Source organism: Salinispira sp. (assembly GCF_059431795.1).
The window spans coordinates 51,228-67,768 of sequence record NZ_JBXWXS010000031.1 but is presented as its reverse complement, the minus strand read 5'-3'; the positions used below and the strand labels follow the sequence as shown (position 1 = coordinate 67,768).

At 50.1% G+C, this 16,541-nt stretch carries 17 protein-coding genes; 2 read left to right on the top strand and 15 right to left on the bottom strand.

What is annotated here, in order from left to right:
* Nucleotides 1-187: 187 nt before the first annotated feature.
* The 12 genes from AC52PS_RS10195 to AC52PS_RS10140 form a co-directional block, all read right to left on the bottom strand.
* Nucleotides 188-622, bottom strand: coding sequence for an ATP synthase subunit C-like protein (locus AC52PS_RS10195; protein ID WP_024268168.1), 435 nt, complete (start codon nt 620-622; stop codon nt 188-190).
* A 162-nt stretch (nt 623-784) separates the two neighbouring features.
* Nucleotides 785-2,632, bottom strand: coding sequence for a V-type ATP synthase subunit I (locus AC52PS_RS10190; RefSeq protein ID WP_495562960.1), 1,848 nt, complete (start codon nt 2,630-2,632; stop codon nt 785-787).
* Nucleotides 2,629-3,231: a V-type ATP synthase subunit D gene (locus AC52PS_RS10185; protein WP_495562959.1), complete on the bottom strand. Its 603-nt coding sequence runs from the start codon at nt 3,229-3,231 to the stop codon at nt 2,629-2,631. The genes AC52PS_RS10190 and AC52PS_RS10185 overlap by 4 nt, the downstream gene beginning before the upstream one ends.
* Before the next feature lie 18 nt (nt 3,232-3,249).
* A complete protein-coding gene (locus AC52PS_RS10180) occupies nt 3,250-4,554 on the bottom strand; it encodes a V-type ATP synthase subunit B (protein WP_495562958.1) in 1,305 nt (434 codons plus the stop codon).
* 12 nt (nt 4,555-4,566) lie between these two features.
* Nucleotides 4,567-6,336 carry a V-type ATP synthase subunit A gene (locus AC52PS_RS10175; RefSeq protein ID WP_495562957.1) on the bottom strand — a complete coding sequence of 590 codons (1,770 nt, stop codon included), beginning with the start codon at nt 6,334-6,336 and terminating at the stop codon, nt 4,567-4,569.
* Complete coding sequence (locus AC52PS_RS10170) at nt 6,333-6,914, bottom strand: DUF2764 family protein (RefSeq protein ID WP_495562956.1); 582 nt, start codon at nt 6,912-6,914, stop codon at nt 6,333-6,335. Before AC52PS_RS10170 ends, AC52PS_RS10175 begins: the two co-directional genes overlap by 4 nt.
* Before the next feature lie 11 nt (nt 6,915-6,925).
* Nucleotides 6,926-7,519, bottom strand: coding sequence for a hypothetical protein (locus tag AC52PS_RS10165; RefSeq protein ID WP_495562955.1), 594 nt, complete (start codon nt 7,517-7,519; stop codon nt 6,926-6,928).
* A 203-nt stretch (nt 7,520-7,722) separates the two neighbouring features.
* A complete protein-coding gene (locus AC52PS_RS10160) occupies nt 7,723-8,121 on the bottom strand; it encodes a hypothetical protein (RefSeq protein ID WP_495562954.1) in 399 nt (132 codons plus the stop codon).
* Between the two features lie 126 nt (nt 8,122-8,247).
* The gene (locus AC52PS_RS10155) at nt 8,248-10,695 is read right to left on the bottom strand and encodes an endonuclease MutS2 (protein WP_495562953.1); all 2,448 of its coding nucleotides are present in this window, start codon (nt 10,693-10,695) and stop codon (nt 8,248-8,250) included.
* Nucleotides 10,692-11,660 (bottom strand): ribosome small subunit-dependent GTPase A, encoded by a 969-nt coding sequence (rsgA, locus tag AC52PS_RS10150; RefSeq protein ID WP_495562952.1) that lies wholly within the window; start codon nt 11,658-11,660, stop codon nt 10,692-10,694. The genes AC52PS_RS10155 and rsgA overlap by 4 nt, the downstream gene beginning before the upstream one ends.
* Nucleotides 11,650-12,474 carry a glutamate racemase gene (gene murI, locus AC52PS_RS10145; RefSeq protein ID WP_495562951.1) on the bottom strand — a complete coding sequence of 275 codons (825 nt, stop codon included), beginning with the start codon at nt 12,472-12,474 and terminating at the stop codon, nt 11,650-11,652. The genes rsgA and murI overlap by 11 nt, the downstream gene beginning before the upstream one ends.
* 16 nt (nt 12,475-12,490) lie before the next feature.
* Nucleotides 12,491-12,856: a hypothetical protein gene (locus AC52PS_RS10140; RefSeq protein WP_495562950.1), complete on the bottom strand. Its 366-nt coding sequence runs from the start codon at nt 12,854-12,856 to the stop codon at nt 12,491-12,493.
* A 12-nt stretch (nt 12,857-12,868) separates the two neighbouring features.
* On the opposite strand from AC52PS_RS10140, the gene AC52PS_RS10135 reads away from it, so the two are divergent.
* Complete coding sequence (locus tag AC52PS_RS10135) at nt 12,869-13,459, top strand: pentapeptide repeat-containing protein (protein ID WP_495562949.1); 591 nt, start codon at nt 12,869-12,871, stop codon at nt 13,457-13,459.
* Nucleotides 13,449-14,081: an MBL fold metallo-hydrolase gene (locus AC52PS_RS10130; RefSeq protein WP_495562948.1), complete on the top strand. Its 633-nt coding sequence runs from the start codon at nt 13,449-13,451 to the stop codon at nt 14,079-14,081. The genes AC52PS_RS10135 and AC52PS_RS10130 overlap by 11 nt, the downstream gene beginning before the upstream one ends.
* A 75-nt stretch (nt 14,082-14,156) precedes the next feature.
* On the opposite strand, the gene AC52PS_RS10125 is transcribed toward AC52PS_RS10130, so the two are convergent.
* From AC52PS_RS10125 to AC52PS_RS10115, 3 genes are read right to left on the bottom strand one after another with little or no spacing between them, the layout of a single operon-like run.
* On the bottom strand, nt 14,157-15,146 hold the full coding sequence (locus AC52PS_RS10125; protein WP_495562947.1) for an RluA family pseudouridine synthase: 990 nt from the start codon (nt 15,144-15,146) through the stop codon (nt 14,157-14,159).
* A complete protein-coding gene (locus AC52PS_RS10120) occupies nt 15,143-15,829 on the bottom strand; it encodes a DUF8521 domain-containing protein (protein ID WP_495562946.1) in 687 nt (228 codons plus the stop codon). The genes AC52PS_RS10125 and AC52PS_RS10120 overlap by 4 nt, the downstream gene beginning before the upstream one ends.
* Complete coding sequence (locus AC52PS_RS10115; RefSeq protein WP_495562945.1) at nt 15,829-16,530, bottom strand: YggS family pyridoxal phosphate-dependent enzyme; 702 nt, start codon at nt 16,528-16,530, stop codon at nt 15,829-15,831. Before AC52PS_RS10115 ends, AC52PS_RS10120 begins: the two co-directional genes overlap by 1 nt.
* Nucleotides 16,531-16,541 lie beyond the last annotated feature (11 nt).

Below are 16,541 nucleotides of genomic sequence, written 5' to 3'. Positions count from 1 at the left end.
CAGGTGGCTGCACTCAACCTTTTTTTGCCGCACATGTCTCAGTCTCAAGGATGACCAGATACGGCGGGAATGGGAAGATAATTTAAAAAAACCGGCGGTTGCCACATGAGCATTACCACCGGTTCCTGCTGCGTCATTCAGTGTGAACTGAATAGATCTGTTGCCTGTGTTTCAATACACCGGGTTCTTAGAGAAGCCCCAGCATAAATACCATCACAAACAGTGCAACGGTTTCCACAAGACCGAGAACAAGGATGTAGTTACCAAATCCCTTTCCGGTTTCACCCAATGCATCGGATGCCACGGCACCTGCTCTGCCCTGAAACCAGGCTGAGAAACCCATGGCCATACCGCCCAGAACCCCGATGGTCAGAAGAAGCCAAGGGTCGGCACTTCCGGCCTCCGCAGCTGCTCTGAGACGTCCCATGAGTATGAAGCCGTAAATGGTCTGCGTCAGGGGAGCACCAACAAATGCAACGAGCATAAAAGGAGCCGGTCTGTTCTGAACATAACACTTTTTCCAGGCACCCACCGCTGACATACCTGCACTACCAGCACCAAATGCTGAACCAATTGCCGCAATTGCGAGGGCTGCGCCCACGCCAATAAAACCAAAATTCATGTCTTACTCCTTAAACTTGTAGAGTGAGGCAATTTAAGAAATCGAAGATTTTCTAAATTGCCAGAACCTTCAGAAACCAAACATATCCATTGATCAGATACGAATGTATTTGTACCCCATTGTGAAAACTTTCGCACCTTCCGGTGTAAAGTTTTCCGGTATTTAATTTTTGAACGGCTTATATTCAAACCCCGCCCATTCGTTTCCTACGTGGGATGAAAACTCGAGCATCTTCAAGCGTATACCATGAACGATTACTGAGAGTGCTCCCATTACTAAATTTAGGGTGTGTCCAAGGGCCAACACCACAATACCGCCGATAATTCCGCCGACGCCGCTTTCCATCATCCCTTCGGCCATATCGTTGAAACTTCTGGCGATTTCAATGGATGCCAGACCTACGGCGAACAGACGTATATAGGAAATGATGTCCGCGAAAGCACTAACACCATCCAAGGCAATATTGATGAAATTACCAAGCCCTCTGGCGATCCCTTTGAAGAATCCGTCCCCTTCCTGGGCAGAAAAAATAAACACCGCCCCGATACCGCCGCCGATCAGATACATGGACCACTGGGGAACCGGGTAACGCTCCACGCTGATTACCACATTCAGTACCAGGAAGAACAACCCTATGATTGCTGTGAGCCACCCCAGATCGGCAAGGGCATGAATCCGGGGACGTTCCCGGATCTTTTTTGAGAATGCCAGCAGGTGGGCCAGCACCAGATGCACCAAGGCGATCACGAAACAGATTAACTGAATCATTTGAGTTACAGCCTGGGAATTTTCCACATCGAAACTGTCAAGAGCAGGTATAACCAGCTGATTCAGTACGGGAAGATCGGCTATGGGGCCGTATCCAAACCAGTTTCCCGTCACAGCACCCCAGGCAACTGTTGCGAAACTCAACACATTGAAGAGAATCAGGCCATCGGGAATTTTTCCGGTCTTCACCTTGGACGAAATGCTTAAGAATACCGCAGCCACCGCAAGGATTGCACCGTACCCCGCATCTCCGATAATCATTGCAACGAAGATGGTGAAGAACAGAAGAAACCAGAATGAAATATCAAGTTCGTTATAGCCGGGAGTTGTACCCATAAAGTTGAATATCGGCTTAATAATCCGAACTGCTCTGGGATTATCGGTAAGAGTCGGTACGTTATCGTCGGATGCAGGATCCTGGATTACCAGACCTAATCCTTCCCGGGATGCGAATTTTTTCAGCTCATCGGTTTTTTTCTCCGGGATAAACCCTTCAATCTCAGTAATGAGCTGGAGTTCTTCATAGTCTTCCAGGCTTGCTTCAACCGCAGCGAATTCCTGTTCTGCTTCCAGAAGTTTCAAGCCCTTTTCCAGCTGAGCCCGTTCGGTTTGGAAGGACTCGATGCTGGTCCTGAGACGGTCTGCTTCTGCAAGAGCTTCATCCCGGTGTTTCTTCAGAACTGATAATGAATCTTCCGGGAGACGAAAGGCCTCATACTGTAAATCACTTCCGGCCTGGTCGGGATTATCGAGAAAGATCACCCGTTTAATATCCTTTCCGGAAGGAAGAAGAATATACCTCAGTTCTTCGGGAATTTTTCTGAAATGATCTTTATTCAGCTCAGCGGGATAAAGATGCTGTTCGCTGCCCAGATTCATCCGGAACAGCTCGGGATCAAAATCACCCCAGGATTCGACCCTATTAATTTCTTTTTGTAAACTGACTGCCGTATCTTCCGCATCTTTTAATTCGCCGGATGTTTCCAGCACCTTTGTCGCGATTTCCTCCACCGAATTAAGGTCCGCATAAGGATCAGAGGGTACTGACGCGGATTTGTCTTCTGGTATGGTTAAAAACGCCCTTTGCCAGCGCTGATACTGCTCCCTGAGGGCGTCGAGATCTTGACTCTGAGCCGTACGGGTCTCAATATGGAGGGTTCCCAGTTTCCCGAGAGCCGCCGTGACATCCTTCTTTTTATGCGAAAGAGCCAGGACCCGGACTTTTTTCATGGGTACAATCACTGCTTGCCCCCCTTCACAACCTTTCCTTTGGCCATTTTACCCCGCACTACCGCAGCGGTTTGCTGGTCGCCAAGGTAAATCTGAATTGTTCTAATATTCTCTTTTGTCTCGGGAATTTTGATTTTTTCAAAGAGATTCACCCTCTGGGAGGTTACCCTCAACTCTTCAGCTATGAGACGATACTGCTCTTTTAACACTTCCAGCTCGGCATCCAGACTGAGTATCTTCTTCAATGTTTCCAAAGCCTGATCAACCCATAAGGGGATAGTGAAGATATCATACTCTGAGATTTCAAATTCCAGATTTTCGAAGACAGGAATATCGATCCCGGCGATATTCCCCACCGAGGTCTTCATATCCTTTACATGAATAAATGAAGGAAGGTCCTGGTGATCGGAGAATATCGCTATCCACTGATCGATGGCCTGCTGAAGCTCATCTCTCTCTTTCTCGATCTCTGCCTGTTTCTGCTGAATCTGGCGGAGAACCAGCTGCAGCTGTTGTTTTTTCAGCTGCAGCGTGGGCAGATATCGTTGAAAGCGCTTGAGGGCATCTTTTTGTTTTTTAAGCTCGTTTTTTGTAAGCCTAACGGTTGCCATACTGCCCCTCCGGTGTACTTACACCGTTTCCGTAGCCGGCCAGAATTGATTGATCAAATCGGTTTTCATTCCGGTCTCATTGGGTTCAAAACACTCGGCAAGAATTTCCCAGCCCAGGTTAAGGGCTTTTTCCAGAGGAATATTCACCGAAAGGTCCATCATCCGATCCTCAAAAAGCTCACCGTACTTCAGCAGCTTTTCATCCCAGTCGGACATACGGAATCCCATGGATTTCTTTTCCAGAGATTCTTTATAGCTGGCGTAGAGGGTGATCATTGAGTCCATGATGGCCCGATGATCCTCCCGGGTATCTTTGTTCACCATTTGCTTAAGACGGCTGAGTGAACCGAAGGGTTCAATCCGTCCGTTTCTCAGATAGTACTGCCCTTCCGTGATGTAACCCGTATTGTCGGGAATGGGATGGGTCACGTCATCACCCGGCATGGTGGTCACCCCAAGGGAGGTGATGGATCCTGCACCTTCAAAGTCTACGGCCTTTTCATAGCGGCTGGCCAGCTGGGAGTACAGATCACCGGGATACCCACGGTTTGAGGGAACTTGCTCCATGGTAATTGCAATTTCTTTCATGGCGTCCGCAAAGTTGGTCATGTCCGTAAGGAGCACCAGCACCCGCTTGCCCTGAAGGGCGAACTTTTCTGCAACCGCCAGGGAAATATCCGGTACAAGCAGTGCTTCTACAACCGGATCCGCCGCTGTGTGCACAAAGAAAATGGTCCTGCTGAGCGCACCGCCCTCTTCCAGAGCGTCCTTGAACGCCAGGTAGTCGTCGTTTTTCAGCCCGATTCCCGCAAGAATAATTACATCAACCTCAGCCTGCAGGGCAATTCTTGAGAGCAATTGATTATAGGGCTCTCCTGAAACAGAGAAAATAGGAAGCTTCTGGCTTTCAACCAGGGTATTGAAAACATCGATCATGGGGATTCCGGTACGGATCATATTCCGGGGAATAATCCGCATTGCGGGGTTCACAGACGGGCCCCCAATCTCAATCATGTTTTCTTCCAGGGACGGTCCCCCATCTTTGGGACGGCCTGATCCGTCGAATATTCTCCCCAGAAGGTTGTCGCTGAACGATACCTGCATAGGGTGTCCCAGAAATCTCACTTCGTCTCCGGTGGAAATTCCCCGGGCACCGGTGAACACCTGAAGGCTCACCTTCTCCCGGTTCAATCGGATTACCTGGGCCAAGGATGAACCATGGGGCGAGGTAACCATGGCAAGATCGTCGTATCGCACACCATCCGCAGAGACGGTAATAACATTTCCTTCAATGGATTCGATTTTGCTGTATACTTTTCGCATCTGAATTCTCCCTTACAGTGTCTCTGCCATGATCTTTTCAGCACCATGAACCACACCCGTTTTATGCCGGGCGATCAGATCCTTGATGACCTTTTCCAGTTTCTTAAAATCTTCACCCATCCATTCTGAACCGTTGAAATCCTTGAAGTTTTGACGGAGATCGTTGAAATAATCCCGGGCATCCTTCTGGCTGGCCAGATCGAAAGACGCAGTAATAATATCAAGGAGGATGCTGAAGATATATTCCTGACGCTCCTTGCTGACCGAAGCATCTACAGGGTCGAAGCTGTCTTGCTGAAGATATACTGCATCGATGAATTCACTTTTCAGATGCACCAGATAATCTTCAAGACTGGTACCTTCTTCACCAACCACCTTCATCATCTGTCCCACTTCATTTCCCCGGAAAAGCACAGAACGGGCGTACTCGGTCTTGGCAGAGTCGATTGCCCCTTCGTATTTACTCCAGCTGTCCAAGGGATGGATGGAGGGATATTTTCTGGCATTGGCCCGGTCTCTGCTGAGACCGTGAAAGGCCCCCACGACTTTCAGAGTCGCCTGGGTCACAGGCTCTTCAAAGTTACCGCCGGCGGGACTTACCGTACCGCCGATTGTAACCGAACCGGTGGAGCCGTCCTTCAGACGAACCAGACCCGCCCGTTCATAAAAGGAGGCGATTACCGATTCCAGGTAGGCCGGAAAGGCTTCTTCCCCGGGAATTTCTTCAAGACGTCCGGACATTTCCCGCATGGCTTGAGCCCAGCGGCTGGTGGAGTCCGCAAGCATGAGAATATTGAGTCCCATTTGCCGATAGTATTCGGCGATGGTTACCGCGGTATATACCGAGGCTTCACGGGCGGCAACGGGCATGGATGATGTGTTACAGATAATTACCGTACGTTCCATGAGAGTTTTTCCCGTTCGGGGGTCGATGAGTTCGGGAAACTCCTTCAAAGTTTCCACAACCTCCCCTGCACGTTCGCCGCATGCCGCAACGATTACGATGTCCACCTCAGCATTCCGGCTCATCACCTGCTGGAGAACGGTTTTTCCCGCTCCGAAAGGACCAGGTACGCAGAATGTTCCCCCACGGGCAACCGGAAGGAATGTGTCTATAATACGCACCTTGGTAATTAACTGTTCGGTGGGCCTCAGACGTTCTTCGTAATTGGTAATGGCCCGTTTCACCGGCCATTCAAACATCATGCTGACTTTGTGGATATCGCCCTTACTGTCTTCCAGTTCGGCAATGGTCTCTTTCACCGTGTACTCACCCTCAGATGCAACGGATTTAACCGTGTACTCGTCGGGAAAGTTAAAAGGTACCATAATTCGGTGCTGGAATATCCCCTCGGGAACTGTTCCCAGGGTATCGGCCCGGGATACACGGTCCCCGGCTTTGGCAGAGGGTGTGAACTTCCATTTTGTTTCACGGTCAAGGGCGTTTAGGTACACACCCCGGTCGAGGAAGAAACCACACTGGTCGGCAAGCTGGGGCAGCGGATTCTGCAATCCGTCATAGACCTGTTTGAGCAGTCCGGGACCCAATTCCACGGCGAGCATCTCCCCGCTGAATTCAACCTGGTCATCCACCCCGATACCCCGGGTCATTTCAAATACCTGGAGTTCAACCTGGCTGCCCCTGATTCGGATAACTTCGGATTTCAGCCGTTTATCTCCTACCAGGATATATCCAACTTCGTTAAGTGCGACGTCACCGTCCACTTCAACGGATACCATATTCCCGTTTACACCGATGACCTTTCCTGATGTTTTTGTCATGCCTGCACTCCATTATCGTTCTGAATTTCCTGCATCTGAGAGCGGACCTGCTCGTAATGTCGGTCAAACTCGTCTCTTCCGGTTTCCTTGGTCAGGCCATTTCTCCGCAAAAGAATCTGCAGACGCAGATAATATACAATCATCTGCTGAACATTAAAAAACTGACCGATTTCCAGTTCATCCAGAAATTGCCAGCGAAGTCTGTCCAGTATTTCATCAGCTTTCAGGGGGGTCGGAGCCTGTATGGCGGCTCTCACCTGTTCGCTGAGCCCGCTCACTGCGGTATGATCATCTCCCATATTATCACTGTGAATATACTCCTGGGGGTCGCGCTGGAGATTCTGACTGCGCTGCTTCACCAGTTCATTGCGCAGCCCGGTCTCAAAGCGATGATATCTGTCGAGCAGGGGATGAAGACCTGATGCATCCGGCTCAAGAGAGATCCGGGTGAGAATTTCCAGATCCCGCTGTGTCCCCCATTGCCTGCAGATCTCCAGGAACTCTTCCCTTCCGGGAACCTGTTCTGTTTCGAATGTGAGATACGGCAGACTCGCCACAGCATAGTAGTAGGAACCCATGGATTACCTCCTTACTGCTGTACGCGGATTAATTCGGAAATGCTCTGACTGAGATAATTCTGAATCACCTCGGCTATGCTTTCTTCAGAGAAATCGTAATATGCTTTACCGTCTTTTTCCTTGAGGATGAATCCGCCGGACAATCCTTTGCCCACTTTCAGCTCAAGTCCGGATTTGAACTCTTCCCCGAGCTTGGCCTTCAGCTGTGTTTCCAACACCTTCATTTCCTTCTCAGGCACATCAATTTCACCGGATATCTTGAAGGATTTCACTACTGTGCTGACCGCATCCGCAAGCTTGTCTCCGGAAAAATCCTCGGCGATTGCCTCTTCCACAATCCGGTCAAATGATCTCTGCAATGCCTTCTGGACGGTGATAAGAATATCCCGGCCCGCCTGACTGATTGCCGACTTGGCGGATGCTTCAAACTGCTCTGCCTCAACCTTGGCTTGTTCTTTCTGCTGTCCGGCCTCTTTCTTGGCGTTGGCGATAATTGAGTCCGCCTCAGCTTTGGCCTTGGCGATAATATCGTCCGCTTCCTTTCTGGCGCTTTCAACGCCCTCTTTTTTAATCGTGTTCAGGAGATCCTGTACCTGTACTTCCATTCTTTCCCCCGGCTAATGATCGAGATTTTAATAGTCTACCTAAATTGTAGGAGATTATTATTACTGCAACAAGCTATTATGTAAATAATTTTTTATCGAAATACTTATATTTATCATCAAACACGACAATATCTTATAAGTTAATTCGTATTATAATATAAATTTTACCGAGCGCCGCAAGCATTCCCTCATGTACAGGGATGCTACATTGCTCCCAGATTAAAGTTACCCACAATTTTCAATCCCCTGAGATCCCGCTTCACTTCAAGCTCCCGTTCGGGAAAATGGGCGGGGATTTTCTCATTCAGAATTTTCTGGAGATCATCTTCGATCCTGCGGCGCTGCTGATCGTCCAGCTTTGAAATGGTGGATATCTGGAGATCCACCACATAGCCTCTGCCGTATTCGCTGCCGTACCCTGGTGTGAATTGGGGGCCCACATTGAAAACCCCGTCGTGAGCCTTGTTAGAGGTTGTTCCCCGCTCCGGTCTATTGGGGTGAATACGAAGCTTCTCCCCATAGGTATCCTCGAGATAGTCGTCCACCTCGTCAAACATCACCTTCATCCGTTTGTTGAATTCATTCATTTTGGGATGGTACATTGGCGCCTCCGCCCCGGACATATCTGATTGCAGACAATTTTCATGAACGATGGGGTTTATCGCTCATGAAAGCTAAAACATTCGAGGTGCATCGTATCCGAAGCCGGGAAGATGTTTCAAGCCGCATTAGAGATATACATAAGATTTCCCGAAACCGCCGTCCTCGGGGGGTGCAAATTGAATGCCCTGAATATCATAATGTTCCTGTATAAATTCATGCACCCCTTTCTGGAGAACCCCGGTGCCTTTGCCGTGAATAATGGCGACAAACCCCAGCCCCTGAACTCCCGCAGCATCCATAAAACGCTCCAACTCTTTCAAGGCATCCTCAAGTCGGCGTCCCCGGATATCAAGGGTAAGTGACGGATGCACCGTCTGAGAAGCAGAACGTCCCCTTGAGCGGCTGCCGGACACTTCAGTTCCGCCACCGGAGTTTTGCTCGTACTCCACATGCACCCGGCCGCTGGCATCGGCTGCGTCAGCTGCTTTTACCAGTTCAAGATCCTTCTCCTGTACCGTCATCTTCATGCTTCCCGCCAGGATAACCCAGCTGTTCTTTTTCTTTCCCGCTTCAACGATCCGCGCGGGTTTTGCGCTGCCCTTGTAGCGGACCATGGCACCGGGCTGAAAAACATGTGCCCGGCCGCTGCGGTATTTTTTAGCTTCGTATTGAACTTCCTGATCGTCGAGATTCTGTTCCAGCTCATCTTTCTGTGTTCGGGAGATATCTGAGAGAAGCTCCCGGGATCGTTGAAAGTCCGCGGACAAATCTTCGGATGATCCATCCCGGTCTTTGGCCCGAAGGGATTGAAGCAGGGATTCGATTTCCTTCCTGGATGTATCTATAAAGCTTCCATGCTCCCTGAGCTTCTGCTCCTTCACCCTCAGTTCCCGTTCGCGGAGCTCCTGAAGACGTCGGCCGTACTCCTCTTCTTTGCCCTTCAGTTCATCTGATCGTCGCTGAAAATCTCGCTTCCCATCTTTGAGCTCCTGCTCCAAACTCCGTAGGTCTTCGATCAGCTCCTGCATGCGTAGGCCGTCGTCGCTGCTGTACTCCCTGGCCCGCTTCAGTATTTCTTCATCCATTCCCACCCGTGCTGCAATATCCAGGGCATGTGATTCACCGGGAACCCCGGCAACGATATTATACGTGGGTTCAAGGCTCTCCCCGTCGAACTCCACCGATGCATTCTCCATTCCTTCACGGGTGAATGCATGGGCTTTCAGTGCATCATGGTGGGTGGTCACCATTGCGTACACGCCGGTTGTTGCAAGGTGTTCCATCACCGCCATGGAGAGGGCGGAACCTTCCGAGGGGTTCGTACCGCTGCCAAGCTCGTCCAGGAGGATGAGTGCATTATCCTTGGCACCCTTCACCACCTCACTGAGGTTCTTAAGATGGTCAGATAATGTGGTCAATCCTGCATCGATGGATTGTTCATCACCAATATCAACCAGAATATCACTGAACAGGGGTAAACCGCTTCCTTCGGCTGCGGGGATTTCCATTCCGCTTTGGTGCATGAGGGTGAGCAGCCCCAGGGTTTTCATGCTCACCGTTTTCCCGCCGGTGTTGGGGCCTGAAAGCACCAGAATCCGTGTGCCCGGCTTCATCTCGATGGTAATGGGCACGGCGTTTCCTCCCAGGGAAGGATGACGGGCGCTGAGGAGACTGATTCCTGTTTCGGAAATTTCCGGGCTGATGCCTCTCTGTGAAAGGCTCAGTCTGGAGCGCATCTGGAGGGAATCGAAGCGGATCAGACGGCTTTGGTACATATCCAAATCGCTGCGGTAATTCCTCAGGGCTGCACTGCATTCCTTGAGAATCCGGTGTACCTCCACCTGATATTCGCTTTTCGCCTCGCTGAGTGCATTGTTCTCTTCCAACAGCTGGCGGGGTTCAATATAAATGGTTTGGCCGGAGTTGGAGCTGCCGTGCACCAGCCCGTCAACCTTTCCCCGGTGATCGCTCTTCAGGGCAAGAACCACCCGTCCGTCCCTTTGGGCGATTTCATCACTGCTCCAGATATCCTTCCGTCCGGAAATAAATTCCCGGGCTGTCTCCTGGATATTTCCATGAATCTTCTGAATACGGCTGATAATTTTTCTCAGGCTGGGAATTTCATCCTCCCGGAACCTGCCTGAGGTATCGAAATAGGGAGAAAGAATTTTCAGCAGTTCCCGGGGGTGGTATAAATCCTGCCGGAATTCTTCAAGTCGCTCATATTCAACAGGATTCATTACATCTTGCCCGTCTTCCTGATTCAGCCATTGAAGCATGGAGGCAAAGGCATTGATAAGCGTCATCAGCCTGGAAAACTGCTCCATCTCCAGTACCATCCCCTCTTTGTCCAGAAGGGGAAGAATATCTTGAATTGTTGAAAGCTCCTGCAGACCGTGTGCCCGATGTTGATGCAGCTTACGTATCCCCCGGACCAGTTCCAGCTCCCGGGAAAGACGGGAAGCATCGGTGAAAAACGGAAACTCCGCTGACGAGGAGCTGAATATGCTGTAATTGCTGCAGATCCGGATAATCCGGTCGAATTCAAGAATTTCTATACTGTGTTGATTCATAATTTATTATAGTTCCAATCTTTGCTTTTTCGTGCGCTCTCTTCCATAACAATAAGGCTGTTCAAATAGGAATCGTAGCGATCCTCCAGAATTTTGCCTTCAGCTACTGCATCCTTAACCGCGCAGTCAGGCTCATGTACGTGCCTGCAGGAGCGTATGCTGCATTTTTCCGCAAACGGGATAAAGTCGATAAAGTAAAACCCCAGATCTTCCGGCGGAATACCGTACAGATCCAGTTCCCGGATTCCCGGAGTGTCGATAATCCATCCCCGGTGGCCCGGCCGGGGATAGGCCTTGGCAAGAACGGTGGTATGCCTTCCCCGGTTATATTTCATATTAATATCGCCGATACGGATATCTTGTCCGGGAAATATTGCCTTCAATAACGATGATTTGCCAACCCCCGACTGCCCCAGCAGCAAAATTTCCTTATTCACCCATTGATCAAGGAGATCGTCCACTCCGATACCTGCTTTTACGGAGATGACCGATACCGCATACCCGATCTGCCGGTAATACGCCGCCCTCAGTTCAAGTTCGTCGTCGATTCCCTGGTCCGCCTTGTTAATCACTATCCGGGTGGAGAGACGGTTGTATTCCCCCAGGGCCAGAGCTCTGTCTACAAATCTGGGGCGGAACGGCGGACTCTGCACCGAGCTGAGAATACAGAGCTCGTCGATATTCGCCGCAATGCTCTGTTTTTGCTTCCTCTTTTTATTCCAACGGGTGAGTTCATTTCTTCTATCCACCCGGCTGAGAATCATGGCGGAGGCCTGTGAATCATCCGGTCCGCCAACCGGTTCATAGATAACCCGGTCACCGGGTGCCAAGGGGTTATACTGGGCGCTTCCGGTGTTCAGCTTTTTCCCCTTAATCCGGGCTTCATACACTCTGTCGTCCACCGCATCGGCAATAGAGAATATGTTGTTTGCTCCCCAGAGCACCACGGCCATTTTATCCGACATGAAGCACATCCTTAAAACTGCTGCAAAAATGAGCGGCGATATCCTGATAATATTCCATCTTCTGGGATGAAGTGATGTGAAAACTGCTTCGTTCCGCCATCTGAGAACACTGGAGCATGGGGCGCACCGGCTCCAATGGGGGAAAGCTGTCCAGGGGCAGACTGTTCAGCACCCTGAGAATTTGCCGGGTTATTCCCTCACGGGAATCCACCAGACGGATTCTGTTTTTCCACAGGGATTTCAGCCGGCTTTCCAGATGAATAAAATGGGTACATCCGAGTACTACCGTATCGTTTTTCCCGGATAGAAAGGCTTCTGCGATATCCTCCAAATACCCGTTTCCCTTGCTCCGGAAAAAATCATGCTCGATTCCCTCTATGAGATCGGTGGCGGCGATTTTCTGCAGCTGCAGATCTGAGGCATACTCCTGTATGAGATATTCAAGGTATGGATCCTGCAGGGTTTGCCTGGTTGCCATGATCCCCACCCGGCGGTTTACGCTGTACAGAGATGCAGGCTTGATTGCCGGCACAGTTCCTATGATCGCCTTGGAAAAGCTGCGGCGAAGATGTTCCAGAGCAACTACACTTGCGGTGTTGCAGGCGAGAACGTATAAATGGGGGTTGTACTGCCTCTCAATGTGCTCTACCAGGCGGTGGAGACGTTGAGTCAGCTCAGCGGGTTTCCGTATTCCGTAAGGGAAGAAGTCCGTATCGGCAAAATACTGTGTGGTGATACCGGGAATATGCCGAAGAGCATGCTGCATATAGGGTATGCCGCCTATGCCCGAATCTATAAATGCTATCGATTTCATGTATTTTTAATGTATATCATATTTGGGCTCTGCGGGTCATGAGAAACTTACAGGTCATCGGAAAACAAACTGTTGAATGCATCCCGGGCTTTGGCTCCTGGATCTTTGTCCCCGCCATTTGCCGAAGAGCCCTTTCGGGGGGAAAAATAATCGCAAAAATTATTTCGCTCCTTATCTCGGACTTCGTCAGGAATGCGTTCCTTACAGTCCCGGTATGATCCTGGGCTGTAAAATCGGCAGTTCTTGCAAACCCGCACATCCGCATCACAGGATGGGCAGGTTTCATTACGTGAAACCGGAAGAGTAATTTGAAGAGGAGTTTTGCAGCGGAAACATTCACTTTCCATGAAACAAGTATATTGAATTCTTTTTTTAACTGCACTAGTCTGAACCCATGTATACACGGAAAACCTGCAGTACTCCGGGCTGCAGCTCCCGGGCACTGCCTAACAGCGAACTGTGTCTGGAGCATCATGATGATGGTGAAGCATTAAATGCATTGGCCGGAAACTATATCAGGGAAACAACCCTCATCAGAGACTTTTTCTTTCCCGGACTCAGGATCTCAGATGCGGATTTACGGTCCAAACAGTTAATCAATTGCGATCTCAGCTACGGCTATTATGAAAATTGCCGTTTCGATGCCTCGGTTTTTCAGTTTGCAGTGTTGAATCATTCCCATTTCATTAACTGCAGTTTTCAAAATGTCAGGGCTTTGGAATGTGTCTTCGCCTGCTCCTCGTTTAAGGACTGCAAATTCGACGGTTCGGATCTTGTCCAGAACAATTACAACGGCTGCGCCATTATTAATACCACATTCAGCGGTTCGGATCTCATGTATTCCCGGTTTATTAATTGCAACATTCATTATAGCAACTATGAAGATTGCAATGTGAAAGGGGTGATGTTTCCCGGAAGCCAACTGAAGGAAGTGAGCTTTAAATATTCTAATAGAGAGGATGCGGTATTCGAATATGAGCACTGAAAAATCCAGAGAGCCCAACAATTCCCGGCTATTTCAAGCCAATGACCTCCAGTTATACACCTATTTCAGCTCAGATACCATGATGAACACCTATGTGGTTTGGCATAAGGATAGACGGGAAGCGATGCTCATCGATCCTGTGGTCCTGGACAGCGGACTCTTTGAGATTCTTGAAGGCAATGATCTTGAGGTAACCGCTGTGCTCCTCACCCACCATGATGAAAAGAATTTTACCGCGGTGAAAACAATTCCCAAAATATATCACCATGCGGTTTTTTACGGCGGGGGAGATTCTATTTTCCATATTGATGTGGAAAATGTGAAGGAAACTCCACGCTTCTATGTGGCGGGTTTTGCGGTGGATCCCCTCTTTCTTCCGGGGCATTACAGCGACTCGCTGATGTATCTTTTAAACGGGCTGCTATTCACCGGCGATATTCTCAGCGCGGGAAATCTGGTGCTTGCGGACGACAGTTATGGCAGGGCGCTTATGGCCCAATGCATCCGGGAATCTGTGTACAACCTTACCGATCACAGTCTCATTCTACCCCTTTTTGGTCCGCCCAGTACGGTTGCCATTGAAAAAGAAACCAACATCATTATTCAGGATCTTTTGGAGTAGTGCGCCCTGCCCTGTCTACAGGAGTCATGATGCATCGGTTGTCCGGAACTCTGGCCCGACTATTCTCTGTCCCGACTATCCTCTGTCCCGATTATCCTCTATCCCGACTGATTTGAAGTTCAGGCCGTAGGATTCTGCGGTACTCAATATATCTTCGGGGATATCCGCCTGAAAAACCCGGGGAAGATCTTCGCCGGGCAGGAGTATCTCCAGGGCCAAGGCGTGGAGCATCAGCGGGTGGGAGTATTGCTTTCGGTTATAGAGGGGATCGCCGCAAATAGGATGCCCGATATGCTGCATATGGACTCTCAGCTGGTGGGTCCTGCCGCTATGGGGGGTGAGGGCCACAAGAGATTTCCCGCTGTCGCTATTTTGGTCCAGAACCTGGTACGCGCTGTGCGCCGCTTTTCCTTCATGTTCATCGTGACAAAACAAAATTCTCTGTCGTTCTCTACGCTTGATAAATCCCCGGATATAGCCCCGAAGCGGGCCGGTAAAAACCCCTTCAACGATGGCCACATACTTCTTTCGGGTCTCACGGTTTCTAAACTGTGAGGAGAGATGCTCCAGTGCTTTGCTGTGCTTTGCCAGAATGATTACCCCCGAGGTGTCCTTATCCAAACGATGAACTATACCCGGCCGGAATTCTCCCTCCAGGGAATTCCCCCCTTTACCGTTGGTTTGTCCGCCATGGGGGCCGTTGAGACAGTGGTGGAGAAAACCGTTCACAAGGGTTCCGTCGGGATTTCCTGCGCCGGGATGAACCACCAGTCCCCGGGGTTTATTCACCACAAGTACATCCTGATTCTCAAAGATAATATCCAGCTCCATGGCCTGGGGTTCCAATGACACCGGAACCTCCGGCAGGTAATCAATACAAAGCAAATCGCCGACCTTCACACTGCTGCTGGCTTTGGCGGGTTTGCCGTTTACAAAAGCCTGGAGAACTCTCTGCTTGAATTGACTCCTGCTGAAAAGTTCAAACTCCTTGGCAGCCAGACTGTCCAGCCGGGAAGCATCCTGTTCCGCCCTGGTTTCAAAACGAATTGAATCGGGGCGGCTCATTCTCCACTCCCCGGGCCGCCGCCTACTTGCGCATCACGGACATTTCCGGCAGTTCGATTCTCAATGAGTAAATCGATAGCTGCCAGAAGAAGGCTCAGACCCGCAGCACTGCCCAGGATAATATAGCGTTCGTTCTGCTCCAGATTCCTCTCACCGAAAAGCGTGGGTTGAAGTTCCACGCTCCGCTCATCCTCTGAGCCGTAGCGAAACACACTTACTCCATATCTTCCAAGATCGTAAGCGATGTTGCTGAGCAGAAAGGTAAACGGAAACGTTCCGAAACTGATTATCTCAAAGCGCCTGAGACCGGAAAAAAAGGCAGAACCTGTTCCTCCTCCCTCCTGTCCCCCATCGGGATTCCCGCCGTTGCCATGATATTCGAGGCTTCGATATTCGAGGATCCCATATTCGGGGCTTTTGAATCTGCCGTCTTCAATGCTTCCGGTGTTTCTGTGGTCGGGCCCCTCAAGATCGGCTGCTGCCTGTAGCACGCCCAGACTATTGGGGGAGCCTTGTGTCCCCAGAATTGTCCCGGTTTGGATTAATGCCCCGGTTTCTATACATGCCCCGGGTTTTACGCCGGGGGCAGGATGAGCCCGCATTGTTCCGGGAAAAAGAAACAACCAGGCAATCATAAGCAGAATCGCTGCCAATGGCATTGAATTTCTGTTGTTAATGGGCATTATGCGTACTCCCGAGGGCCGAAAATTGAGCTTCCCACCCGCACCATAGTGCTTCCTTCCTCAACGGCAATCTCGAAATCGTTGCTCATTCCCATGCTGAGGCTGTCCCAGTGGGGAAGATGAAACCGTCCAACGCATTCACCAAAGTCTTTCCGCAGAGAGGCAAAAGCACGGCGGACAGGAACTTCCCCGTCACTGAGAAGCGGCCCGATGGTCATGAGCCCTCTCAAGCGGATGGCTGGTAGGTTTTCGGCGGTTTCCAGAAGATGAAAAAGTTCATCTGCCGTTCGCAGACCGAACTTACTGTCCTGACCCGAGGTGTTCATTTCTATGCAAATATCCATGTTTTTGTCCTGACTCTCCGCCTGTGAGCTGATTTTGCGAAGCAGCTTTTCGCTGTCTACGCTCTGAATCCAGCTGCTCAGACGCACGGCATCCTTTACCTTATTGGACTGAAGATGACCGATCATATGAAGTTCAACATCCGGGATCGGTGGAGGGTCGAATTTTTGCAGAATCTCCTGCACCCTGTTCTCCCCGAAGACACGGACTCCTGCGGAAATAGCTTCCTCTATCTGATCGGAACCATGGGTTTTACTTACTGCCACAAGGGTGATTTCCTCAGGCTGGCGGCCGCATCGTTGGGCGGCGTTGCCAATTCGTTCCTGTATACGGCTGTAATTGCCGGCTATGTTGTTCATCATTATACTAT

Coding starts and splice junctions, on each gene's coding strand:
- AC52PS_RS10195 (WP_024268168.1), bottom strand. CDS start 622: ATGAATTTTGGTTTTATTGGCGTGGGCGCAGCCCTCGCAATTGCGGCA.
- AC52PS_RS10185 (WP_495562959.1), bottom strand. CDS start 3,231: ATGGCAACCGTTAGGCTTACAAAAAACGAGCTTAAAAAACAAAAAGAT.
- AC52PS_RS10180 (WP_495562958.1), bottom strand. CDS start 4,554: ATGCGAAAAGTATACAGCAAAATCGAATCCATTGAAGGAAATGTTATT.
- AC52PS_RS10175 (WP_495562957.1), bottom strand. CDS start 6,336: ATGACAAAAACATCAGGAAAGGTCATCGGTGTAAACGGGAATATGGTA.
- AC52PS_RS10170 (WP_495562956.1), bottom strand. CDS start 6,914: ATGGGTTCCTACTACTATGCTGTGGCGAGTCTGCCGTATCTCACATTC.
- AC52PS_RS10165 (WP_495562955.1), bottom strand. CDS start 7,519: ATGGAAGTACAGGTACAGGATCTCCTGAACACGATTAAAAAAGAGGGC.
- AC52PS_RS10160 (WP_495562954.1), bottom strand. CDS start 8,121: ATGTACCATCCCAAAATGAATGAATTCAACAAACGGATGAAGGTGATG.
- AC52PS_RS10155 (WP_495562953.1), bottom strand. CDS start 10,695: ATGAATCAACACAGTATAGAAATTCTTGAATTCGACCGGATTATCCGG.
- rsgA (WP_495562952.1), bottom strand. CDS start 11,660: ATGTCGGATAAAATGGCCGTGGTGCTCTGGGGAGCAAACAACATATTC.
- murI (WP_495562951.1), bottom strand. CDS start 12,474: ATGAAATCGATAGCATTTATAGATTCGGGCATAGGCGGCATACCCTAT.
- AC52PS_RS10135 (WP_495562949.1), top strand. CDS start 12,869: ATGTATACACGGAAAACCTGCAGTACTCCGGGCTGCAGCTCCCGGGCA.
- AC52PS_RS10130 (WP_495562948.1), top strand. CDS start 13,449: ATGAGCACTGAAAAATCCAGAGAGCCCAACAATTCCCGGCTATTTCAA.
- AC52PS_RS10125 (WP_495562947.1), bottom strand. CDS start 15,146: ATGAGCCGCCCCGATTCAATTCGTTTTGAAACCAGGGCGGAACAGGAT.
- AC52PS_RS10120 (WP_495562946.1), bottom strand. CDS start 15,829: ATGCCCATTAACAACAGAAATTCAATGCCATTGGCAGCGATTCTGCTT.
- AC52PS_RS10115 (WP_495562945.1), bottom strand. CDS start 16,530: ATGAACAACATAGCCGGCAATTACAGCCGTATACAGGAACGAATTGGC.